At 60.7% G+C, this 23,806-nt stretch carries 11 protein-coding genes, 4 tRNA genes and 5 rRNA genes; 12 read left to right on the forward strand and 8 right to left on the reverse strand.

All coding sequences use genetic code 11. The features are described 5' to 3' along the window. Positions 1–4 precede the first annotated feature (4 nt). From P0M04_RS10580 to P0M04_RS10605, 6 genes are all read right to left on the reverse strand, one after another. A complete protein-coding gene (locus P0M04_RS10580) occupies positions 5–475 on the reverse strand; it encodes a DUF6328 family protein (protein WP_259452974.1) in 471 nt (156 codons plus the stop codon). Between the two features lie 63 nt (positions 476–538). Then, positions 539–1,681, reverse strand: coding sequence for a VWA domain-containing protein (locus tag P0M04_RS10585; protein ID WP_259452973.1), 1,143 nt, complete (start codon positions 1,679–1,681; stop codon positions 539–541). Continuing rightward, positions 1,671–3,884, reverse strand: coding sequence for a DUF5682 family protein (locus tag P0M04_RS10590; protein WP_259452972.1), 2,214 nt, complete (start codon positions 3,882–3,884; stop codon positions 1,671–1,673). The genes P0M04_RS10585 and P0M04_RS10590 overlap by 11 nt, the downstream gene beginning before the upstream one ends. Positions 3,885–3,891: 7 nt before the next feature. After that, entirely contained in the window at positions 3,892–4,983 is a 1,092-nt protein-coding gene (locus tag P0M04_RS10595) for an ATP-binding protein (RefSeq protein WP_259452971.1), read from the reverse strand. Continuing rightward, entirely contained in the window at positions 4,980–6,518 is a 1,539-nt protein-coding gene (locus tag P0M04_RS10600; RefSeq protein ID WP_259452970.1) for a DUF5691 domain-containing protein, read from the reverse strand. Before P0M04_RS10600 ends, P0M04_RS10595 begins: the two co-directional genes overlap by 4 nt. After that, positions 6,515–7,837: an SWIM zinc finger family protein gene (locus P0M04_RS10605; protein WP_259452969.1), complete on the reverse strand. Its 1,323-nt coding sequence runs from the start codon at positions 7,835–7,837 to the stop codon at positions 6,515–6,517. The genes P0M04_RS10600 and P0M04_RS10605 overlap by 4 nt, the downstream gene beginning before the upstream one ends. 477 nt (positions 7,838–8,314) lie before the next feature. On the opposite strand from P0M04_RS10605, the gene P0M04_RS10610 reads away from it, so the two are divergent. The 5 genes from P0M04_RS10610 (at position 8,315) to rrf (ending at position 13,420) form a co-directional block, all read left to right on the forward strand. Next, positions 8,315–9,843: ribosomal RNA gene (locus tag P0M04_RS10610) — 16S ribosomal RNA — on the forward strand. Between the two features lie 80 nt (positions 9,844–9,923). Continuing rightward, a tRNA-Ile gene (locus tag P0M04_RS10615) sits at positions 9,924–10,000 on the forward strand. Between the two features lie 10 nt (positions 10,001–10,010). Continuing rightward, a tRNA-Ala gene (locus P0M04_RS10620) sits at positions 10,011–10,086 on the forward strand. A 223-nt stretch (positions 10,087–10,309) separates the two neighbouring features. Continuing rightward, positions 10,310–13,186 (forward strand): 23S ribosomal RNA (locus P0M04_RS10625). A gap of 121 nt (positions 13,187–13,307) precedes the next feature. Continuing rightward, a 5S ribosomal RNA gene (rrf, locus tag P0M04_RS10630) occupies positions 13,308–13,420 on the forward strand. Together the 16S, 23S and 5S rRNA genes with 2 tRNA genes alongside form the textbook arrangement of a ribosomal RNA operon. A gap of 51 nt (positions 13,421–13,471) precedes the next feature. Here rrf and P0M04_RS10635 read toward each other — a convergent pair. Together P0M04_RS10635 and bla are read right to left on the reverse strand one after the other, a co-directional pair. Next, a complete protein-coding gene (locus P0M04_RS10635) occupies positions 13,472–14,365 on the reverse strand; it encodes an alpha/beta hydrolase (protein ID WP_259452981.1) in 894 nt (297 codons plus the stop codon). Then, complete coding sequence (gene bla, locus P0M04_RS10640) at positions 14,362–15,210, reverse strand: subclass B3 metallo-beta-lactamase (protein ID WP_259452980.1); 849 nt, start codon at positions 15,208–15,210, stop codon at positions 14,362–14,364. The genes P0M04_RS10635 and bla overlap by 4 nt, the downstream gene beginning before the upstream one ends. Positions 15,211–15,351: 141 nt before the next feature. On the opposite strand from bla, the gene P0M04_RS10645 reads away from it, so the two are divergent. The 7 genes from P0M04_RS10645 (at position 15,352) to P0M04_RS10675 (ending at position 23,713) form a co-directional block, all read left to right on the forward strand. Beyond that, entirely contained in the window at positions 15,352–16,458 is a 1,107-nt protein-coding gene (locus tag P0M04_RS10645; RefSeq protein ID WP_259452979.1) for a sensor histidine kinase, read from the forward strand. A 2-nt stretch (positions 16,459–16,460) separates the two neighbouring features. Continuing rightward, positions 16,461–17,216 (forward strand): LytR/AlgR family response regulator transcription factor, encoded by a 756-nt coding sequence (locus P0M04_RS10650; protein ID WP_259452982.1) that lies wholly within the window; start codon positions 16,461–16,463, stop codon positions 17,214–17,216. Positions 17,217–17,306: 90 nt separating this feature from the next. Then, complete coding sequence (gene ampC, locus P0M04_RS10655; RefSeq protein WP_259452978.1) at positions 17,307–18,464, forward strand: class C beta-lactamase; 1,158 nt, start codon at positions 17,307–17,309, stop codon at positions 18,462–18,464. Between the two features lie 373 nt (positions 18,465–18,837). Beyond that, positions 18,838–20,366, forward strand: a 16S ribosomal RNA gene (locus P0M04_RS10660). 80 nt (positions 20,367–20,446) lie between these two features. Continuing rightward, positions 20,447–20,523, forward strand: a tRNA-Ile gene (locus P0M04_RS10665). 10 nt (positions 20,524–20,533) lie between these two features. Continuing rightward, a tRNA-Ala gene (locus tag P0M04_RS10670) sits at positions 20,534–20,609 on the forward strand. Between the two features lie 228 nt (positions 20,610–20,837). After that, positions 20,838–23,713, forward strand: a 23S ribosomal RNA gene (locus tag P0M04_RS10675). Positions 23,714–23,806: the final 93 nt, after the last annotated feature.

A 23,806-nucleotide genomic window follows, 5' to 3' on the forward strand; every position in this document is an offset into this window, starting at 1 on the left:
CGCGTCAGGATTGCGGTTCGCCGACCTGGATCGGGTCGCGGCGCGGAATGAGGTACCAGAGTCCCACAAACAGGAAGAGGGAGGCAACCGCGGCAGCGATGCTGAGCGAGAGCATGTCGGTTGCAAGCGACACGACCGTCAACATGTCGAGCGATAGCCCAAGAGCCAGTGGCATCAACGCACCACGGATGGCCTTGCGCGACACCCTGACCATGTGCGACGTCGCGTAACCGTGCTGGGCGCGGTAATACACGGCCGGCGTCATCAGCAGGGCCATCGTAATCACCATCAAGGCGAGGCCGACCATGTGGCAGGCCTGCGCATACAGCGCAAGGTCGTTGAACCGTTCGTTGAACACGGCGATCGTCTGGAAACCGAACACCGCCTGCAGGCCAGGGAGAATGCAGCGCGCTTCTTCGATGATGTTGCGCATTTCCTGGTCGTTCTTTTTTTGTTGAGAAGCTTGATCGTCCATGGGATGACAGTAGCGCCAAACACGGCAGTATTCAACCGCCCGCACGATTGAAACGGCGCGCCATCACGCGTGGACGATGCCTGCCTGCGACGCCCATTGTTCGAGGCTGTGCCGCTGGATCGCGGCCGCCATCAGGTCGGGGAACAGGTCGGGCGTGCAGGCGAAGCAGGGGATGCCCATCGCAGCGAGCTTCGCGGCATTGTTGCGGTCGTACGAAGGCGCGCCGCTGTCGTCCAGCGCGAGCAGAGATATCACCTGCGCGCCGCTGCCCACGAGGCTCGCCGCGCGCCGCAGCATCTCCGCGTTGTTGCCGCCCTCGTACAAGTCGCTGATCAGGACGAAGATCGTGTCCTGCGGCCGCGTGACGAGGCCCTGGCAATACGCGAGCGCGCGGTTGATGTCCGTGCCGCCGCCCAGCTGCGTGCCGAACAGGACCTCGACCGGGTCGTGCAGCAGCGGTGTCAGGTCGACGACGGCCGTGTCGAACACGACCACCGACGTCGTCACCGCCTTGATGCTCGCGAGGACCGCCGCGAACACGCTCGCGTACACGACGGACGGCGCCATCGACCCGCTCTGGTCCACGCACAGCACGATGTCGCGCAGCGAGCGCCCGCGCCGGCCGTAGCCGATGCGCGTCTCGGGGATGATCGTCCGGTAGTCCGGTTGATAGTGCCGCAGGTTGGCGCGGATGGTGCGCAGCCAGTCGATGTCCTGGTGGCGCGGCCGCAGATTGCGCGTGGCCCGGTTCAGGCTTCCCGACACGGCCTGGCGCATCGGCGTCGCGAGCTTCCTTTCCAGTTCCTCGACGACCTTCGCGACGACCGCGCGGGCCGTCGCGCGCGTCTTGTTCGGCAGGACGCGGTTCAGGCTCAGGAGCGTCGCGACGAGGTGCACGTCCGGCTCGACGGCCGCCAGCATCTCCGGTTCGCACAGCATCTGCTGCAGGCCGAGGCGGTCGAACGCATCCTTCTGCATCACCTGCACGACGCTGGACGGGAAGTACTGGCGGATGTCGCCCAGCCAGCGCGCCACGCGCGGTGCCGATCCACCGAGCCCGCCGCTGCGCGTGTCCGGACCGGCGCCGTACAGCGCGTCGAGTGCCGCATCGATGGCGGCATCGGATCCGCCCAGCGTGAGCGATTCGCCCGCGTCCTGGCCCAGCACGAGGCGCCAGCGGCGCGCCGCTTCGTTTTCATTCGTCATGGACGGTCTCCTGGAATGACTGGGTCCCGAACAGCGTGTGCAGGATGGGCAGCACGCGTCGCGCACGCACCGGATCGACGGCCGTCGCCGGTGTCGATTGCGCGATCATGCCACCCGCCTGTGCCGCGCGCTGGCCCAGTTCGCGCCGCTCCGGTGCGCTGAACGTGGCGACCGTGCGGCGCAGCAGCGGCAGCAGTTCCGTGAACACGTGGTCCGGCTGCGCAAGCAGCCAGCCGTTCACGATATTCCACAACGGGTCGCTGTGCGCGAGCAGGGCGCCGCTCCCCTGTAAAAAACCTTCGAGCCAGTGCGCGGTGACGAGCGGAGCGACTGTCGGCGAACAGCGCAGCGCGAGCTGGCGCGCGGCGCGTTCGCTGTCCCAGCGCCCCTGTTCGGTGAGGATACGACCGCACCGTCCCGCCAGCAGCGGATGCGACAAATCGCTCGTCGCGCCGGATTCCAGTGCGTCGAACCATGCCGCCGCATGCGTCTCGTTCTGCAGGAGGCGCACGGCCTGGTCGGCCGCGATGATCTGGCCGAGCAGCGCGGCCGCCGCATCGTCCGCGACGCCGCGCAGGCCGTACGGCAGCGCGATGCACGCGCGCGCCATGAGGCCGTCGACGACGCTCCCCAGCGCCTGCGTGTCGACATTGCGCGCGCTGCCGTAGCGCAGCACGTTGACGAGTGACGGCAGCGCCGCCAGCAGCAGCCCGAGGTCGGGCGTCAACGTGCCCACTTCCTGGATGCGCGCCATCAGCGGATCGACGGCCGCGCGCAGGTCGGCCAGCAGGATCGTCTCCATGAGGCGCGTGAGTTCGGGCAGCGTGTGCGCCTGCGCCGCGCGGTCGGCCGCCAGCGCCGTCGCCGCGCTTTCCAGGGTGGCGCCCCAGCGGCTGGCGGCGATCAGGTCGACGGCGAATTCCGGCTCCCACGCGAGCTGCCATTGTTCGTGGAAGGTGCCCGTCCGGCCGCGCACCTCGAGCTGCCGTCCCCACGGGACGCCCAGCAGGGCAAGACGATGCAGCAGCACGCTTTTTTCCAGGTGAGCCGGCTGGCGCAGGTCGAGGTCGAGTTCAGTCATGTCCGCACGCACCGGCATGCGCAAGCGCTTCTGCTGCGCGGCCACGTCCTGCGCGAGCGGCACGGCCGGGACCTCGTCCGGGACACTCCCCAACGCCTCGTCGACGAGCAGCTCGCGCCGGATCAGGCGCAGCGGCGCGTCGCTGTCGTAGCAGAACACGGCGCGCACGGCTTCCATCAATTCGTCCAGACCCGGACGTGGACGGTCGCGCAATGCGGCCAGCGTGTCGGCCAGGCGCGCGGCTTCGATCACATGCGCGGAAGACGCGTCGAGGTCGTGCTTGCGGAGGAGCGTCGCGACTTCCGTCAGCCAGTGCAGGCCGGCGCGCTCGCGATGGCGCCACAGGTGGCGATACCAGCCCGGCGCCGTCACGCCCGCGCCGTAGCCGCTGGAGAACGTGAGGCGGCCGTGCGTCCACGGGACCCACGTGGCCGCGATCTTTTCCTTCGCCAGGCCTTTCAGCAGATCGGCGTCGCTCTTCGCGCTGGGCATGGTTGCCAGCGCCGGGACGTGCCATGCGCCGCACACGACGGCGATGCGCTCGCGGCCTTCCTTGACGGCCTGGCGGATCGCCGTGCGCATCCATGCTTCGCGCTTCGTTTCGATATCGTCGGACGGCGGCCCGGCTTCGTTGCGCAGCGCCGTCATCATCTCGGCGATGGCGGCGAACAGGTCCAGGCTGTCGCCACGCTGTTCGACGAGGTGATCCCACCAGGTCTCCGTGTCGCCGTAGCCGGCCGCCTGCGCGAACCAGCGCAGCGGGTCGTCCTGGATGTCGTCGTCCTTCTTGTCGTCCGCGGCACGCAGCGCGAAGCGGTACGCCTGCGGCAGGTCGCAGAAGCGCAGAATCACGCCGTGTTCCGAGGCATGGCGGAGCGCCTGCCATTCCGGCGAATACTCGGCGAACGGGTAAAACACGGCGCGCTGCGGATCGGCCGGCGCGTACAGCAGAAGGGCCACCGGCGGCACCAGCTCCGCATGGCCGGCAAAGGGCGCCAGCGCATCCGCTTCCGGCGGACCTTCGACGAGGATGCAGTCCGGCGCCAGGGCGGACAATGCCGCCGCCAGGCTGCGCGCGCAACCGGGGCCGTGGTGGCGGACGCCGAACAGGTGGACGCTCATCGCGCGCTCACGCCATCACGTCGCGGCAGGCGCGGTACAAATCCTTCCAGTCGTCGCGTTCCTTGACGACGGTCTCCAGGTATTCGAGCATCGCCACACGGTCCTGCAGCGGATCCTTGACGATCGCGCCGACCATGCCGGCCGCGAGGTCCGCGCCCCGCAGGACGCCGTCGCCGAAGTGCGCCGCCAGCGACAGGCCGTGGGTAACGACGGAGATCGCCTCGGCGGTGCTCATGCTGGCGCTGGGGACCTTCAGCTTCGTCTTGCCGTCGCTCGTCACGCCTTCGCGCAGTTCGCGGAACACGGTGACGATGCGGCGGATCTCTTCCAGCGCCGGCGTCTCGGCCGGCAGCTCCAATGCGCGGCCGATGCTGGCCACGCGCGTCTCGACGATGCGCACTTCCTCGTCGGCCGTACGCGGCGGCGGCAGCACGACGGTATTGAAGCGGCGCTTCAATGCGCTCGACAGCTCGTTCACGCCGCGGTCGCGGTCGTTCGCGGTGGCGATGATGTTGAAGCCCTTCTCGGCCAGCACCTCGTCGTCCAGTTCCGCGATCGGCAAGACCTTCTCGGACAGGATCGAGATCAGGCTGTCCTGCACCTCGCCCGGCATGCGCGTGAGTTCCTCGATGCGGGCGATGCGTCCCGTGCGCATGGCGCGCATCACGGGGCTCGGGACGACGGCTTCCTGCGATGGGCCCTTGGCCAGCAGCTGCGCGTAATTCCAGCCATAGCGCACGGCTTCCTCGCTGGTGCCGGCGGTACCGTGCACGACGAGCGTGGAGTCGCCGCTGATCGCAGCCGCGAGGTGTTCGGACACCCAGGATTTCGCGGTGCCCGGCACGCCGAGCAGCAGCAGGGCGCGGTCGGTGGCGAGCGTGGCGACGGCGATCTCGATCACGCGCGGATTGCCGATGTACTTGGCGCTGATCGTCGCGCCGTTCTCCAGCTGGCCGCCCAGCAGATACGTGGAGACGGCCCACGGCGACATCTTCCAGCGCGGCGGGCGCTGGCGCGCGTCAAAGGCGATCAGCGCTTCCAGCTCGTCGGCGTACTGCTGCTCGGCGTGCTGGCGGAGGACGGAAGAGGTGGCGGTCATGCTGGCTCCTTGAATGAAAGGGTCATCTCGTGGCGCAGGCGCACGAGATCGAAGAAGTCGTCGACGGCGTTGGTCCATTCGGCGTCGGGCTGCCAGGCGGTGCGCAGGTCGTCTTCCAGCGCGACGGTGGCCGCCGGATCGAGCACGAGGGCGAGGCCGGACAGCATCTGGCGCACGAGCCACGGGTGGCCCATGTCGGGCAGCGGCAGCAGCGATGTGCGCAGCCGCTCCAGTGCGCGCCGGCTCATGTCCTCGGGCCAGGCGTGCGATGCGCCCGCGGCGAGGCGCGACAGCAGCCGCATCGGGAAGCCGTCGCCGATCCACTTACCGGCCAGCGCATCGAACAGGGCGCCGTCCTGCGCAAAGTGCGCCGCGGCCAGGTCGAACAGGCTGTCGGGCACGGCCTCGCGCAGGGATGGGCGGGCGCCGACCGACCAGATAAGGAAGTCGCGCAGCCATGCGCGTACGCCATCCTGGCGCTGCACGGCCAGCGCCCAGCCGCGCACGAACACGGCGGCGAATTCGCTGTGCGCCGCGAGTTCGAGGCAGGCATGCGGCGTGCGCTCAAAACGGCGGGGCCATACGTCCGGATCGACGGCGGCCAGCATGTCGACGACCCACCCGGCCTTTTCTCCCAGGCCGTGATGCGGCGTGGCGCCGATGCCGTCGCGCCGCATGGCCGCGTCCAGCGCTGCGGGCAGGGTCAGTTCGATGCGGTCGGATTCGATCCGCAGCAGCGGCAGCACCCGACCCTCCATGCGTTGCGCCAGCCGCGATCCGGGCAGGCGCGGGTGCAGGCGCTGGGCGGCGGCACGCACTTCCTTGCGGCGGTCGTCGAGTGCCGCTTCGAGGAAGGCTTCGTCGTCCGGACCCAGTCCGACGGCAAGGGCGGCCAGCAGGGCCGCGCGCTGGTCCGGCGGTTCGCTGCTCCATACCGCGGCAAGCGCAGCAAGTGCCGCCTGCGGGTCGCGCGCACGCCAGTGGCGCAGCACGGTGACGCGCTGTTCAGGCGTGCCGGTTTCCCACGGTGCAGCGTCCGTATCGGTGTCCACGGCCCAGTTCCACTCCGGCTGCAGGTGAGCGAGCCAACGTCCCCGTTCGCCCAGCACGGGCAGCAGCGTGGGACGCAGCGTGGGCTGGCGCGTGGCCGCATCGAGCAGCTTGGGCAGCATGTGCGCGGGCAGGTAACCGCCATGGCGGTGCAGTAGCCGGAGCCACTGCGCTTCCAGGCCGGCCGGATGCAGCCCGCGCAGCAGCAGGGTCATGACGGCCTGCGCACGGGGCGGACAGGGGCGGAGCGTGTCGGGCGCGACGGCGGGCTGCGGCATCTGCGCGGGCTGGTCGGGCGCGATGAAACCGCTGCGCTCCCACAGGTCGAGAGCGCCGAGCGACAGCCACAGCGCCCCTTCCGGCACCGCCGCGGCATCATGGGGCAGCAGCGCATCGAGCGGCGCGGGGAGCCCGGCGGGCGGACGGCCGGCGCGGGCCATCCCGATTTTTAACAACTGCTGTAGCTGGCGCGCGTCGTCGTTCATGGAAGGTCGCTGTCGATGTTATAGAGCCGTCCGTCGTGCCAGACGGCGAGCGGCAGCAGCATGCGTCCATCCCATTCGCCGCAGACGGTGAGCGGATGGCCGCCGGAGAGGGCCAGCAGGTGCAGCGGTTGGCGGAAGGACGGATGCAGGGCGATGCGGCGGCCATGCGCATCGCGGACGATGCCGTGGTCCGCACCGTCCGGCACGAGACCGCCGAGCAGCACAGGATGGCGTTCCAGGAAAGGCTGTGCGGCGAGGGCGTCCGCGTACGTGTCTTGCAAGGTGTCGAGGCTGGACGGTTCTTCGATGGCGGACAGGGGTTGCACGTCATCCTGGCGCCGGATCTGCGCGCGCAGCGGCCAGGCGCTCGGATAGAAGCACAAGTCGCCGTCGAACGCCGTGCCCGGCGCGAGCTGTTGTTCGAAGCCCTGCGTGCCGACGGCGTACTGGACGTGCACGGCCCAGCGTCCCGTCGCGGCGCCCAGCAGCCAGGTCGAGCGCACGCGCAGGCGCTCGTCGTCGAACGTGCATTGGGCGAGCACGCGCCAGCGGTCGGTGACGGCGGGCTGGCGCAGCACCTCGTCCTGGCTCATCGTCCACCCGAGCAGGGCGCGTACGTCCGCCTGCAGCGCGGGCGTCAACTCGTCGATGCGTTGCCATGCCTGGGCCAGCAAGTAGAGCGATGCGAGTTCGTTCGCGACGAGGCTCTCGGCATTGCGCAGGCCGGATTGGTACAGCATGCTGCCCGCGCGGCGCAGACGGCGTGCGACCGGGGCCGCCTGGGCATCGGCCATGCGCGCGGCGATTGCATCCCAAAAGCCCTGGCCGCGCGAGCGCACGGAGGCGAGACCTTCGCGCGCGAGGTCGTGCAGCCAGGTCTGCAGTTCCGCCAGGCCGGCGCTGACTTTGTCTTCGCGCTTTTCTTCACGCTTGCGGGCCTGGGCGGCGGCTTCCGGGCCGGCATCTTTTACGGTCGCCTTCTTTTCCTGGCGCGTCTGGCGGCCCTCCAGCCAGTCGCTCACCCAGGCCGGCGCCGCCGCCTGGCCGAACAGGGACGGTTCGGCCGCGCGCAGCAGGTACAGGCCGAGGCCATGCTTGCAGGGGAATTTGCGGCTGGGACACGTGCATTTGAATGCGGGACCGCCGAGGTCGATCTGGGTGCGATAGGGTGTCTTGCCGCTGCCCTGGCATTCGCCCCACAGGGCGCAGTCGCTCGTGCCCAGATTCGACCAGTTCCGGGGCGTCGCCAACTGGCTGCCGGCCTTGGCCGAGGCGGGATCGGGCGCGAGAGCCAGGATCTGGTTGGCGTCGAGGGTCACCGGTGTCCTTCGGGCGGATTGATATATTTTCTAGTCCAGTATTCGCGATTATTGCCTAAACGTCAATTAGATGGTGGATGCGTCGAAGTCGCGCTGTTGCAACGGTGCTTGCGTAACGGCACGGGGGTTGTTATAGTGCGCGTCCTGTTTTGCAGCGCATGAAATGAGTCGGAAACGACGGCGCGACAAAACAGACGAGGGGTTGACGAGTTAAGCGAAGTACTGCATAATCTCACTTCTCTGCTGCTGACGAACAAAACGATTCGCAAACGCAGCAAGGCAGTACCGAATACGAAGCTCTTTAACAATAAACAGTCGATAAGTGTGGGCGTTTGATGAAGTGCCAGCAGTCACGTAAGTGCTGCTGAATGCTTAAATTATCAAATGTTCACGCAAAAGAAATACGTTGCTCAGCAATGAGTAACGGTCAGTATTTTGAGTGAGCGACATGCTGCGAAAGCAGCAAAAACAGGAATTAAACTGAAGAGTTTGATCCTGGCTCAGATTGAACGCTGGCGGCATGCTTTACACATGCAAGTCGAACGGCAGCGCGGGGCAACCTGGCGGCGAGTGGCGAACGGGTGAGTAATATATCGGAACGTACCCAAGAGTGGGGGATAACGTAGCGAAAGTTACGCTAATACCGCATACGATCTAAGGATGAAAGTGGGGGATCGCAAGACCTCATGCTCCTGGAGCGGCCGATATCTGATTAGCTAGTTGGTGAGGTAAAGGCTCACCAAGGCGACGATCAGTAGCTGGTCTGAGAGGACGACCAGCCACACTGGGACTGAGACACGGCCCAGACTCCTACGGGAGGCAGCAGTGGGGAATTTTGGACAATGGGCGCAAGCCTGATCCAGCAATGCCGCGTGAGTGAAGAAGGCCTTCGGGTTGTAAAGCTCTTTTGTCAGGGAAGAAACGGCCTCAGCTAATATCTGGGGCTAATGACGGTACCTGAAGAATAAGCACCGGCTAACTACGTGCCAGCAGCCGCGGTAATACGTAGGGTGCAAGCGTTAATCGGAATTACTGGGCGTAAAGCGTGCGCAGGCGGTTTTGTAAGTCTGTCGTGAAAGCCCCGGGCTTAACCTGGGAATTGCGATGGAGACTGCAAGGCTTGAATCTGGCAGAGGGGGGTAGAATTCCACGTGTAGCAGTGAAATGCGTAGAGATGTGGAGGAACACCGATGGCGAAGGCAGCCCCCTGGGTCAAGATTGACGCTCATGCACGAAAGCGTGGGGAGCAAACAGGATTAGATACCCTGGTAGTCCACGCCCTAAACGATGTCTACTAGTTGTCGGGTCTTAATTGACTTGGTAACGCAGCTAACGCGTGAAGTAGACCGCCTGGGGAGTACGGTCGCAAGATTAAAACTCAAAGGAATTGACGGGGACCCGCACAAGCGGTGGATGATGTGGATTAATTCGATGCAACGCGAAAAACCTTACCTACCCTTGACATGTCAGGAACCTCCGAGAGATTGGAGGGTGCCCGAAAGGGAGCCTGAACACAGGTGCTGCATGGCTGTCGTCAGCTCGTGTCGTGAGATGTTGGGTTAAGTCCCGCAACGAGCGCAACCCTTGTCATTAGTTGCTACGCAAGAGCACTCTAATGAGACTGCCGGTGACAAACCGGAGGAAGGTGGGGATGACGTCAAGTCCTCATGGCCCTTATGGGTAGGGCTTCACACGTCATACAATGGTACATACAGAGGGCCGCCAACCCGCGAGGGGGAGCTAATCCCAGAAAGTGTATCGTAGTCCGGATCGCAGTCTGCAACTCGACTGCGTGAAGTTGGAATCGCTAGTAATCGCGGATCAGCATGCCGCGGTGAATACGTTCCCGGGTCTTGTACACACCGCCCGTCACACCATGGGAGCGGGTTTTACCAGAAGTAGGTAGCTTAACCGCAAGGAGGGCGCTTACCACGGTAGGATTCGTGACTGGGGTGAAGTCGTAACAAGGTAGCCGTATCGGAAGGTGCGGCTGGATCACCTCCTTTCTAGAGTGGCACGGGAGCTAACGCTCCATCATCAAGCGCCTACGCTTATCGGCTGTTGCAAAGTTAAACGAGAACAGTTCGGGTCTGTAGCTCAGTCGGTTAGAGCACCGTGTTGATAACGCGGGGGTCGTTGGTTCGAATCCAACCAGACCCACCAAGTTTCAAATGGGGGATTAGCTCAGCTGGGAGAGCACCTGCTTTGCAAGCAGGGGGTCGTCGGTTCGATCCCGTCATCCTCCACCACTACCTTTACGTAAGACTCAAGTTTTAGGTAAGTGTAGTTCTCGTTCTTTAACAATCTGGAAGAAGTAAAGTTTTCTTTAAGCGTTCAATACGTTGAAAAATGTATCGAACACTTAGGGTAGTAATCTGTATGTATCAACAAACAAAGTAAGCTGAATCCTTGTTGCTATGACGCTCCCTTCTCGTCTTTCCTTCGGAAAGACTGCAGGGGCCAACGTTATAGGGACAAGCGAATAAGTGCACATGGTGGATGCCTTGGCGATTACAGGCGATGAAGGACGTAGTAGCTTGCGATAAGCTGCGGGGAGTGAGCAAACACACTTTGATCCGCAGATTTCCGAATGGGGAAACCCGGCCTTTTAGGTCATTGCATACTGAATACATAGGTATGCAAAGCGAACGCGGCGAACTGAAACATCTAAGTAGCTGCAGGAAAAGAAATCAACCGAGATTCCCAAAGTAGTGGCGAGCGAAATGGGATGAGCCTTGTACGTGATAGTCGGACTGATAGTGGAATCCTTTGGAAACAGGAGCCATAGCGGGTGATAGCCCCGTACACGAAATCAGACCGGTGGTACTAAGCGTACGACAAGTAGGGCGGGACACGAGAAATCCTGTCTGAATATGGGGGGACCATCCTCCAAGGCTAAATACTCGTAATCGACCGATAGTGAACCAGTACCGTGAGGGAAAGGCGAAAAGAACCCCGGGAGGGGAGTGAAATAGATCCTGAAACCGTGTGCATACAAACAGTCGGAGCCCCTTCGTGGGGTGACGGCGTACCTTTTGTATAATGGGTCAGCGACTTACATTCAGTGGCGAGGTTAACCGAATAGGGGAGCCGTAGAGAAATCGAGTCCGAACAGGGCGACAGTCGCTGGGTGTAGACCCGAAACCAGGTGATCTACCCATGGCCAGGATGAAGGTGCGGTAACACGCCCTGGAGGTCCGAACCCACTAATGTTGAAAAATTAGGGGATGAGCTGTGGGTAGGGGTGAAAGGCTAAACAAACCTGGAAATAGCTGGTTCTCTCCGAAAACTATTTAGGTAGTGCCTCAAGTATCACCATCGGGGGTAGAGCACTGTTATGGCTAGGGGGTCATTGCGACTTACCAAACCATTGCAAACTCCGAATACCGATGAGTGCGAGCTTGGGAGACAGACGTCGGGTGCTAACGTCCGGCGTCAAGAGGGAAACAACCCAGACCGCCAGCTAAGGTCCCAAAGATTGGCTAAGTGGAAAACGAAGTGGGAAGGCTAAAACAGTCAGGATGTTGGCTTAGAAGCAGCCATCATTTAAAGAAAGCGTAATAGCTCACTGATCGAGTCGTCCTGCGCGGAAGATGTAACGGGGCTAAGCCAGTCACCGAAGCTGCGGATATGTGCTTGCACATATGGTAGGAGAGCGTTCCGTAAGCCTGAGAAGGTGTCTTGTAAAGGATGCTGGAGGTATCGGAAGTGCGAATGCTGACATGAGTAGCGATAAAGAGGGTGAAAAGCCCTCTCGCCGAAAGCCCAAGGTTTCCTGTTCAACGTTCATCGGAGCAGGGTGAGTCGGCCCCTAAGGCGAGGCAGAGATGCGTAGCTGATGGGAAGCAGGTTAATATTCCTGCACCGTCGTATGATGCGATGGGGGGACGGATCGCGGAAGGTTGTCCAGCTGTTGGAATAGCTGGTTCTTGACTCATAGAAGGCGCTTAGGCAAATCCGGGCGCGTAATTCAAGGGGTCGAGACGTGTGTCCTTGTGACACGAAGCAATCGGAAGTGGTTCCAAGAAAAGCCTCTAAGCTTCAGTCATACGAGACCGTACCGCAAACCGACACAGGTGGGCGAGATGAGTATTCTAAGGCGCTTGAGAGAACTCGGGAGAAGGAACTCGGCAAATTGGTACCGTAACTTCGGGATAAGGTACGCCCCGGTAGCTTGATTGGTTTACTCCATGAGGGTGAAAGGGTTGCAATAAACTGGTGGCTGCGACTGTTTAATAAAAACACAGCACTCTGCAAACACGAAAGTGGACGTATAGGGTGTGACGCCTGCCCGGTGCTGGAAGATTAAATGATGGGGTGCAAGCTCTTGATTGAAGTCCCAGTAAACGGCGGCCGTAACTATAACGGTCCTAAGGTAGCGAAATTCCTTGTCGGGTAAGTTCCGACCTGCACGAATGGCGTAACGATGGCCACACTGTCTCCTCCCGAGACTCAGCGAAGTTGAAATGTTTGTGATGATGCAATCTACCCGCGGCTAGACGGAAAGACCCCATGAACCTTTACTGTAGCTTTGCATTGGACTTTGAACCAATCTGTGTAGGATAGGTGGGAGGCTTTGAAGCGGGGACGCTAGTTCTCGTGGAGCCAACCTTGAAATACCACCCTGGTTCGTTTGAGGTTCTAACCTTGGCCCGTGATCCGGGTCGGGGACAGTGCATGGTAGGCAGTTTGACTGGGGCGGTCTCCTCCTAAAGTGTAACGGAGGAGTTCGAAGGTACGCTAGGTACGGTCGGACATCGTGCTAATAGTGCAATGGCATAAGCGTGCTTAACTGCGAGACCGACAAGTCGAGCAGGTACGAAAGTAGGACATAGTGATCCGGTGGTTCTGTATGGAAGGGCCATCGCTCAACGGATAAAAGGTACTCTGGGGATAACAGGCTGATTCCTCCCAAGAGTTCATATCGACGGGGGAGTTTGGCACCTCGATGTCGGCTCATCACATCCTGGGGCTGTAGCCGGTCCCAAGGGTATGGCTGTTCGCCATTTAAAGTGGTACGTGAGCTGGGTTTAAAACGTCGTGAGACAGTTTGGTCCCTATCTGCCGTGGGCGTTGGAAATTTGAAGGGGGCTGCTCCTAGTACGAGAGGACCGGAGTGGACGAACCTCTGGTGTACCGGTTGTCACGCCAGTGGCATTGCCGGGTAGCTAAGTTCGGAAGAGATAACCGCTGAAAGCATCTAAGCGGGAAACTCGCCTTGAGATGAGATTTCCCGGAGCCTTGAGCTCCTTGAAGGGTCGTTCGAGACCAGGACGTTGATAGGTCAGGTGTGGAAGTGCAGTAATGCATTAAGCTAACTGATACTAATTGCCCGTACGGCTTGTCCCTATAACCTTGGCAGTCATTGCCAACGCAAGGGTTCAGCTGTTTGTTGAGACAACAGATTACGAAAACTGCTTCTTCCAGATTCAGGGTAGCGTCCACATAGACGATACCCGTACAAGTTATGCCTGATGACCATAGCAAGTCTGTACCACCCCTTCCCATCCCGAACAGGACCGTGAAAAGACTCTGCGCCGATGATAGTGCTGCAACCAGTGTGAAAGTAGGTTATCGTCAGGCTAGTTATTAAGAAAAGCCCGCTCAGTATGCACTGAGCGGGCTTTTTTCTTTCTAGCGTACCTTTTTCAGATACGCCCGCAACCCATGGGTCAGCACCAGCGGAAAGACGCTGGCGTGGTCCTCGTCCGCAAACACTTCGAGCCGGCTTTTCAGGTTCGGATAACGGTGCGATTTCAGCGCCGCATCGAAATCGCACAGGTCCGCGACCATGTCCGCATTCTCTTCCGAGCGCGACCGCTTCCGGTCCTTCGCGAGCGTCTCGCGCCCGCCGATACCGAAGAACACGGATGCTGGCATATCCTTGTGTCCCTTTGCATACGCCTGTTCCCGATCGAACATCACGCCCTGGTCGAACCACAGCGATGGACTGCCGAGGATGTAATGGTCGAACGTGGCCGGCTCGCTCAGTAACAACTGCAGGCCGAGCAGGCTGCCATACGAATGGCCGACAAAGATCTTGCGGCCCATGTCGGCCCGGTAGTTCGCGGCGATCAGCGGGAAGACGTCGGCTGCGATGAAGCGGCCGTAGGCTTGCGCCTCGCCGAATGCGGCGCTGCGTCCCGGCATATCGGAGACATACTGGCCCCGGGGTGTGGACGGCGTGTAGTCGCGACGCCGGCTGTACACGGCACTGTCGCCCTTCGCATACGACAGGCCGACGACGATCGCCTCTTCCATGCCCGCATGCTTGGCCAGCCGCTGGGCAATGCCGCGCGCGACCGGGAACGCGTAGTTCGCGTCGACGACGAATACCACGGGATAGCGCCGGTTCGACGAGCGATATGAATCCGGCAGCGCGACGAACACCTGATAGTCACGGTTCAGCGCGCCCGCGTGCACGTCGCGCACCTCCGTGTCGTCGAGCACGTACGGTGTCGGGACCGCCGCCACCGCGAGACCCGATGCGAAGCAGCACGACAACAGCAGTTTGCGAATGACCGTCACTGTTGCCCCTCCGCCGCCAATGTCTTAGCCAGCCAGGTCCGCGCGGCCGTCGCGTACTTGCGGCATGCGTCGCGATCGACGAAGGTCTTGCTTTCCTTCCGTTCCCACAGATCGCTGAAGTCCGGATGCGCGCTCACGAGCACGTCGCACTCCAGCGCTTCGACCGTGGCGATCGAACGCTCGACGTCCGCCCGCGCGCTCGGATAGAGCGGATTCCTGCTGAAACTGCGACCCTCGGCGGCGATGGCGGTGAGGCTGTCCGCATACACCATGTGCATCGTCTTGCCGCCTTCAGCCGATTGCCACGTCCAGCTGGTCGCCCCCGGTGTGTGCCCGGGCGTGAAGTGCGCCGTGACCGCGAGCGGTCCGAGCTTCACGACGTCGCCGTCGTGCACGGCGCGCGTGTTGGCGACGGGTGCCATCGGGATCAGGTCGGGATACTGCGGGTCCCGCTTGTCCGGCTGGCCCGACTTCAGCACGGCGATGGAGGATGGACTGCCCAGCACCGCGGCGCCGCTCATCTTCTGCAGTGCCGCGATGTCGCCGGCGTGGTCGAAGTGATCGTGGCCATTCAGGATGTAGCGGATGTCCTCGACCTTGAAGCCGAGTGCGCGGACATGCGCCGCGATCTGGTCGGCCGCGCCGGGTGGCCCGCCGTCGATGAGGATGTGGCCCGCCGGCGACGTGATCAGCACGGCGCCGATGCCGTGCGTGCCGACGTAATACGTGTTGCCGTAGACGGGGAACGGATCCTGCGGCGCGAGCCACTCCGTCATGCCGGCGACAGTGGAAGCGGAGACGCCGCCGAGCAGGAGCGCGGCGGCCAGGCGTATCGTGTTTTTCATGGGTAGCTGGAGAGTTGATAAGGATGATGCGTCGCCGATTCTGCGACCATGTCGGGACGACGGACACGCCGCCGTGACGAAACGCCGCTTCCACGTGACGAAGCGGCCGGGCGCGGTCCAGCGGCACGCTATACTTCCCCGATGACGCAGCACGCCATTTCCCCGCCACCGACGCCGCCCGCGGTCAGGACCATCGTCATCGTCGTGCTGTTGTGGACGGCGATCAGCACCCTGGGCGCCCTGCAGACCTACAGCGACAATCTGCGCCTCGGCGTGGACAGCCACTATCCGTCGCTGTTGGTGACGTGGTTCGTCGAGTACGCGGTGCCGCTGATCGTCCTGAGCGCGGGTCTGAGCATCGCCCTCGCGCGCTGGCCCGGATTGATCGCCCGTCCACGCAACGTGTTCCTGCTCTTCGTGGGTCTCGTGCTCGTGTTCCAGCCCGCGCAGTGGACGTACATGGCGTGCCTGCGCGGCTACCTGCACATCGCGAGCCTCGACGACGCGCGCCGCCTGCTGATGAAGATGCTGCTGGTCGGCTGGTTCTCGACGACGGGTACGTTCGCCGCCATCCTCGCGGTCCACTACTGGCGCCAGGCGCGCGAGCGCGAACTGGCGTGGCAGCGCAGCCAGACCGACATGCTCAACCTGCGTCTCGCGCTGGAAGAGCAGCGCATGCTGGCCCTGCGCGCGCAGTTCGAACCGCACTTCCTGTTCAATGCGCTGAACGCGATCAGCGCGCTCGTGCGCGAAGGCGACCGGACCCTGGCCCTGGGCGGCATCGGCCGCCTGAGCGACCTGCTGCGCTATGCACTGTCGGCCAGCGTGCGCAACACGGCGACCGTGGCGGACGAACTGCAGTTCGTGCGCGACTACCTCGACCTGCAGCGCCTGCGCTACGGCGACCGGCTGCAGGTCCGCATCGAAGGCGACAGCGCGCTGCTGCACGACGCCGATTGTCCGCCGCTGTTGTTGCAACCGCTGATCGAGAACGCGCTGCGCCACGATCTCGATTGCCACGACGGGCCGAGCGACATCCGTTTATCGTTCGTGCCCGACGGCGCGGCGCTCACGATCCGGGTGACGAATCCCGCGCTCGCCCAGGCGTCGCCCAATCCGGGCGCGGGTCTCGGCCTCGCGAATACGCGCGAACGGCTGCGCCTCATGCATCCCACCGCGACGCTGCGCACGGATCTGCAGGACGGCCGCTTCGTCGCCGAAGTCCGCCTGCCGCTGGAGCGGGAGTGAGCATGCCGGTGCGCTACCTGATCGTCGACGACGAGCGGCCCAGCCGCTCCAATCTGCGCCTGGCCCTGGCCACGCATCCGGACTGGCGGCTCGTGGCCGAATGCGACGGCACCGCGGCCGCGCGCGCGGTGCTGTCCGCGCGGGAGGTCGACGTCATCTTCCTCGACATCCAGATGCCGGCCGAATCGGGGCTCGTGCTCGCGCGCGAGATCAGCCGCGCGTGCGCGCCGCCGCTGATCGTGTTCGTGACGGCCTACAGCGAACACGCGATCGACGCGTTCGAGGTGCACGCGCTCGACTACCTGCTCAAGCCCCTGAACGATGCGCGCCTGGCCCAGGCGGTCGAACGCATCGGCGCCATGCTGGGACAGCGTCAGCGTGAGGCATATGGTGCGGCGCTGCGCGATTACGTCGATGCCGGCCAGACGAAGGCAGCCCTGGAGCGAATCAACGTGCGTTCGGTCGGCCGCATCGAGCAGATCCGCGTGGCCGATATCCTGTGGATCGAATCGGCCGGGAATTATGTCGAGCTGCACCTGGCGGGACGCACGGTCCTGCACCGCATCACACTGAATCGTCTCGAGGCCCTGCTTGTGCCCGAGGACTTCCTGCGCGTGCACCGCGGTGCGATCGTCAGGCGCGGCGAGATCGCGCGCCTGGATTCCATCGGTGACGGCAGCTACCGCCTCACGCTGCGTTGCGGTGCGACGGTCGCCGTCAGTGAGCGTTACCTGGGCGCGCTGAAGTCGGCGATGTGACGAACGCCCGGTTTGCCGGGACGGTTGCGCTGTCGGCGTGTACAGGTCCCTGCCTATACTGGTCCCCTCACGAACGATCCGGAGAACGCTGTGTCTACAAAGTCCATTGCCATCGCATGCCTGTCGTTGCTGCCCTTGTCGTCGCTGTCCCTTTCGGCGGGCGCGGTCGATGCCGCCGCCGTGCGCGCCGCCGTCGACCGCGCGATCCAACCCCTGATGGCGCAGCACGACGTGCCCGGCATGGCGGTCGCCGTCACGGTGGATGGGCAGACGCTGTTCTTCAATTACGGCGAGGCGTCGAAACAGGAACACAAGCCCGTCACGGAGAACACGCTGTTCGAACTGGGCTCCGTCAGCAAGACCATCACGGCGACGCTGGCCTGCTACGCGCAGGGCCTCGGCAAGCTGTCGTTCGCCGACCATCCCGGCCAATACATTCCGCAATTGAAGGACAGCGCGATCGACCGCGCGAGCGTGCTCGAACTGGGCACCTATACGCCGGGCGGCCTGCCGCAGCAATTCCCGGACGACGTCGAGACGGAGGCGCAGACGATCGCTTACTTCCGCACGTGGCGGCCGGCCGCGGCGCCCGGCACGTTGCGCCGGTATTCGAATCCCAGTCTCGGCCTGTTCGGGCATGTGACGGCGCGGGCGCTGGGCACCGACTTCGCCGACGCGGTCGAAGGGCGGCTGTTTCCCGCGCTCGGCCTGAAGCACAGTCATATCCGCGTGCCCGCCGGCGCGATGGGCGACTACGCATGGGGTTACGACAAAACCAATCGGCCGGTGCGCGTCAGTCCCGGGCCGTTCGACGCGGAGACGTATGGCGTGAAGGCCAGCGCCGCCGACGTCATCCGCTTCGTCCAGGCGAATATCGATTCGACTGGCTTGCCGGAGCCGATGCGGCGCGCCATCGATTGCACGCACACGGGTTACTTCCGCATCGGGGATACCGTGCAGGGGCTGGGATGGGAGCAGTACCGCGCACCCGTGACTTTGGCCGCATTGCAGGCGGGGAATTCCACGAAGATGAGCGCCGAGCCGAATCCGGCTGTCCGGCTGGAGCCGCCGCAGGCACCGCCGCCGGGGACGCTCTTCAACAAGACAGGCGCGACGCGCGGATTTGGCGCCTATGTCCTGTTCGTGCCGGAACGGCGCGTCGGGATCGCCATGCTGGCCAATAAGAATTACCCGAATTCGGCACGGGTCGAGGCGGCCTATTCGATTCTTGGACAGTTGGTGCCGTGACCCCCTTGCGGACCGGGCTACCCTTTGCTATAGTTCGCGTCCTGTTTTGCAGCGCAAGAAAATCAGTCGGTAACGACGGCGCAACAAAACAGATGAGGAGTTGACGAGTTAAGCGAAGTACTGCATAATCTCACTTCTCTGCTGCTGACGAACAAAACGATTCGCAAACGCAGCAAGGCAGTACCGAATACAGTTCTTTAACAATAAACAGTCGATAAGTGTGGGCGTTTGATGAAGTGCCAGCAGTCACGTAAGTGCTGCTGAATGCTTAAATTATCAAATGTTCACACAAAAGAAATACGTTGCTCAGCAATGAGTAACGGTCAGTATTTTGAGTGAGCGACATGCTGCGAAAGCAGCAAAAACAGGAATTAAACTGAAGAGTTTGATCCTGGCTCAGATTGAACGCTGGCGGCATGCTTTACACATGCAAGTCGAACGGCAGCGCGGGGCAACCTGGCGGCGAGTGGCGAACGGGTGAGTAATATATCGGAACGTACCCAAGAGTGGGGGATAACGTAGCGAAAGTTACGCTAATACCGCATACGATCTAAGGATGAAAGTGGGGGATCGCAAGACCTCATGCTCCTGGAGCGGCCGATATCTGATTAGCTAGTTGGTGAGGTAAAGGCTCACCAAGGCGACGATCAGTAGCTGGTCTGAGAGGACGACCAGCCACACTGGGACTGAGACACGGCCCAGACTCCTACGGGAGGCAGCAGTGGGGAATTTTGGACAATGGGCGCAAGCCTGATCCAGCAATGCCGCGTGAGTGAAGAAGGCCTTCGGGTTGTAAAGCTCTTTTGTCAGGGAAGAAACGGCCTCAGCTAATATCTGGGGCTAATGACGGTACCTGAAGAATAAGCACCGGCTAACTACGTGCCAGCAGCCGCGGTAATACGTAGGGTGCAAGCGTTAATCGGAATTACTGGGCGTAAAGCGTGCGCAGGCGGTTTTGTAAGTCTGTCGTGAAAGCCCCGGGCTTAACCTGGGAATTGCGATGGAGACTGCAAGGCTTGAATCTGGCAGAGGGGGGTAGAATTCCACGTGTAGCAGTGAAATGCGTAGAGATGTGGAGGAACACCGATGGCGAAGGCAGCCCCCTGGGTCAAGATTGACGCTCATGCACGAAAGCGTGGGGAGCAAACAGGATTAGATACCCTGGTAGTCCACGCCCTAAACGATGTCTACTAGTTGTCGGGTCTTAATTGACTTGGTAACGCAGCTAACGCGTGAAGTAGACCGCCTGGGGAGTACGGTCGCAAGATTAAAACTCAAAGGAATTGACGGGGACCCGCACAAGCGGTGGATGATGTGGATTAATTCGATGCAACGCGAAAAACCTTACCTACCCTTGACATGTCAGGAACCTCCGAGAGATTGGAGGGTGCCCGAAAGGGAGCCTGAACACAGGTGCTGCATGGCTGTCGTCAGCTCGTGTCGTGAGATGTTGGGTTAAGTCCCGCAACGAGCGCAACCCTTGTCATTAGTTGCTACGCAAGAGCACTCTAATGAGACTGCCGGTGACAAACCGGAGGAAGGTGGGGATGACGTCAAGTCCTCATGGCCCTTATGGGTAGGGCTTCACACGTCATACAATGGTACATACAGAGGGCCGCCAACCCGCGAGGGGGAGCTAATCCCAGAAAGTGTATCGTAGTCCGGATCGCAGTCTGCAACTCGACTGCGTGAAGTTGGAATCGCTAGTAATCGCGGATCAGCATGCCGCGGTGAATACGTTCCCGGGTCTTGTACACACCGCCCGTCACACCATGGGAGCGGGTTTTACCAGAAGTAGGTAGCTTAACCGCAAGGAGGGCGCTTACCACGGTAGGATTCGTGACTGGGGTGAAGTCGTAACAAGGTAGCCGTATCGGAAGGTGCGGCTGGATCACCTCCTTTCTAGAGTGGCACGGGAGCTTACGCTCCATCATCAAGCGCCCACGCTTATCGGCTGTTGCAAAGTTAAACGAGAACAGTTCGGGTCTGTAGCTCAGTCGGTTAGAGCACCGTGTTGATAACGCGGGGGTCGTTGGTTCGAATCCAACCAGACCCACCAAGTTCCAAACGGGGGATTAGCTCAGCTGGGAGAGCACCTGCTTTGCAAGCAGGGGGTCGTCGGTTCGATCCCGTCATCCTCCACCATTCGACTGTTTATCACTATATTTATCAAAGCCCAGCAACGCTGAGTTTCGATAAGTGTAGTTCTCGTTCTTTAACAATCTGGAAGAAGTAAAGTTTTCTTTAAGCGTGTAGCTAACGAAAGTTAGATGCACACTTAGGGTAGTAATCTGTATGTATCAACAAACAAAGTAAGCTGAATCCTTGTCGATATGACGTTCCCTGATACTCATACAGGGGCCAACGTTATAGGGACAAGCGAATAAGTGCACATGGTGGATGCCTTGGCGATTACAGGCGATGAAGGACGTAGTAGCTTGCGATAAGCTGCGGGGAGTGAGCAAACACACTTTGATCCGCAGATTTCCGAATGGGGAAACCCGGCCTTTTAGGTCATTGCATACTGAATACATAGGTATGCAAAGCGAACGCGGCGAACTGAAACATCTAAGTAGCTGCAGGAAAAGAAATCAACCGAGATTCCCAAAGTAGTGGCGAGCGAAATGGGATGAGCCTTGTACGTGATAGTCGGACTGATAGTGGAACGCCTTGGAAACGGCGGCCATAGCGGGTGATAGCCCCGTACACGAAATCAGACCGGTGATACTAAGCGTACGACAAGTAGGGCGGGACACGAGAAATCCTGTCTGAATATGGGGGGACCATCCTCCAAGGCTAAATACTCGTAATCGACCGATAGTGAACCAGTACCGTGAGGGAAAGGCGAAAAGAACCCCGGGAGGGGAGTGAAATAGATCCTGAAACCGTGTGCATACAAACAGTCGGAGCCTCTTCGTGGGGTGACGGCGTACCTTTTGTATAATGGGTCAGCGACTTACATTCAGTGGCGAGGTTAACCGAATAGGGGAGCCGTAGAGAAATCGAGTCCGAACAGGGCGACAGTCGCTGGGTGTAGACCCGAAACCAGGTGATCTACCCATGGCCAGGATGAAGGTGCGGTAACACGCCCTGGAGGTCCGAACCCACTAATGTTGAAAAATTAGGGGATGAGCTGTGGGTAGGGGTGAAAGGCTAAACAAACCTGGAAATAGCTGGTTCTCTCCGAAAACTATTTAGGTAGTGCCTCAAGTATCACCATCGGGGGTAGAGCACTGTTATGGCTAGGGGGTCATTGCGACTTACCAAACCATTGCAAACTCCGAATACCGATGAGTGCGAGCTTGGGAGACAGACGTCGGGTGCTAACGTCCGGCGTCAAGAGGGAAACAACCCAGACCGCCAGCTAAGGTCCCAAAGATTGGCTAAGTGGAAAACGAAGTGGGAAGGCTAAAACAGTCAGGATGTTGGCTTAGAAGCAGCCATCATTTAAAGAAAGCGTAATAGCTCACTGATCGAGTCGTCCTGCGCGGAAGATGTAACGGGGCTAAGCCAGTCACCGAAGCTGCGGATATGTGCTTGCACATATGGTAGGAGAGCGTTCCGTAAGCCTGAGAAGGTGTCTTGTAAAGGATGCTGGAGGTATCGGAAGTGCGAATGCTGACATGAGTAGCGATAAAGAGGGTGAAAAGCCCTCTCGCCGAAAGCCCAAGGTTTCCTGTTCAACGTTCATCGGAGCAGGGTGAGTCGGCCCCTAAGGCGAGGCAGAGATGCGTAGCTGATGGGAAGCAGGTTAATATTCCTGCACCGTCGTATGATGCGATGGGGGGACGGATCGCGGAAGGTTGTCCAGCTGTTGGAATAGCTGGTTTTTGACTCATAGAAGGTGCTTAGGCAAATCCGGGCACGTAATTCAAGGGGTCGAGACGTGTGTCCTTGTGACACGAAGCAATCGGAAGTGGTTCCAAGAAAAGCCTCTAAGCTTCAGTCATACGAGACCGTACCGCAAACCGACACAGGTGGGCGAGATGAGTATTCTAAGGCGCTTGAGAGAACTCGGGAGAAGGAACTCGGCAAATTGGTACCGTAACTTCGGGATAAGGTACGCCCCGGTAGCTTGATTGGTTTACTCCATGAGGGTGAAAGGGTTGCAATAAACTGGTGGCTGCGACTGTTTAATAAAAACACAGCACTCTGCAAACACGAAAGTGGACGTATAGGGTGTGACGCCTGCCCGGTGCTGGAAGATTAAATGATGGGGTGCAAGCTCTTGATTGAAGTCCCAGTAAACGGCGGCCGTAACTATAACGGTCCTAAGGTAGCGAAATTCCTTGTCGGGTAAGTTCCGACCTGCACGAATGGCGTAACGATGGCCACACTGTCTCCTCCCGAGACTCAGCGAAGTTGAAATGTTTGTGATGATGCAATCTACCCGCGGCTAGACGGAAAGACCCCATGAACCTTTACTGTAGCTTTGCATTGGACTTTGAACCAATCTGTGTAGGATAGGTGGGAGGCTTTGAAGCGGGGACGCCAGTTCTCGTGGAGCCAACCTTGAAATACCACCCTGGTTCGTTTGAGGTTCTAACCTTGGCCCGTGATCCGGGTCGGGGACAGTGCATGGTAGGCAGTTTGACTGGGGCGGTCTCCTCCTAAAGTGTAACGGAGGAGTTCGAAGGTACGCTAGGTACGGTCGGACATCGTGCTAATAGTGCAATGGCATAAGCGTGCTTAACTGCGAGACCGACAAGTCGAGCAGGTACGAAAGTAGGACATAGTGATCCGGTGGTTCTGTATGGAAGGGCCATCGCTCAACGGATAAAAGGTACTCTGGGGATAACAGGCTGATTCCTCCCAAGAGTTCATATCGACGGGGGAGTTTGGCACCTCGATGTCGGCTCATCACATCCTGGGGCTGTAGCCGGTCCCAAGGGTATGGCTGTTCGCCATTTAAAGTGGTACGTGAGCTGGGTTTAAAACGTCGTGAGACAGTTTGGTCCCTATCTGCCGTGGGCGTTGGAAATTTGAAGGGGCTGCTCCTAGTACGAGAGGACCGGAGTGGACGAACCTCTGGTGTACCGGTTGTCACGCCAGTGGCATTGCCGGGTAGCTAAGTTCGGAAGAGATAACCGCTGAAAGCATCTAAGCGGGAAACTCGCCTTGAGATGAGATTTCCCGGAGCCTTGAGCTCCTTGAAGGGTCGTTCGAGACCAGGACGTTGATAGGTCAGGTGTGGAAGTGCAGTAATGCATTAAGCTAACTGATACTAATTGCCCGTACGGCTTGTCCCTATAACCTTGGCAGTCATTGCCAACGCAAGGGTTCAGCTGTTTGTTGAGACAACAGATTACGAAAACTGCTTCTTCCGGATTCAGAGTGACGCA

It is taken from the genome of Telluria mixta (assembly GCF_029223865.1).
Classification (GTDB): Bacteria; Pseudomonadota; Gammaproteobacteria; order Burkholderiales; family Burkholderiaceae_D; genus Telluria; species Telluria mixta.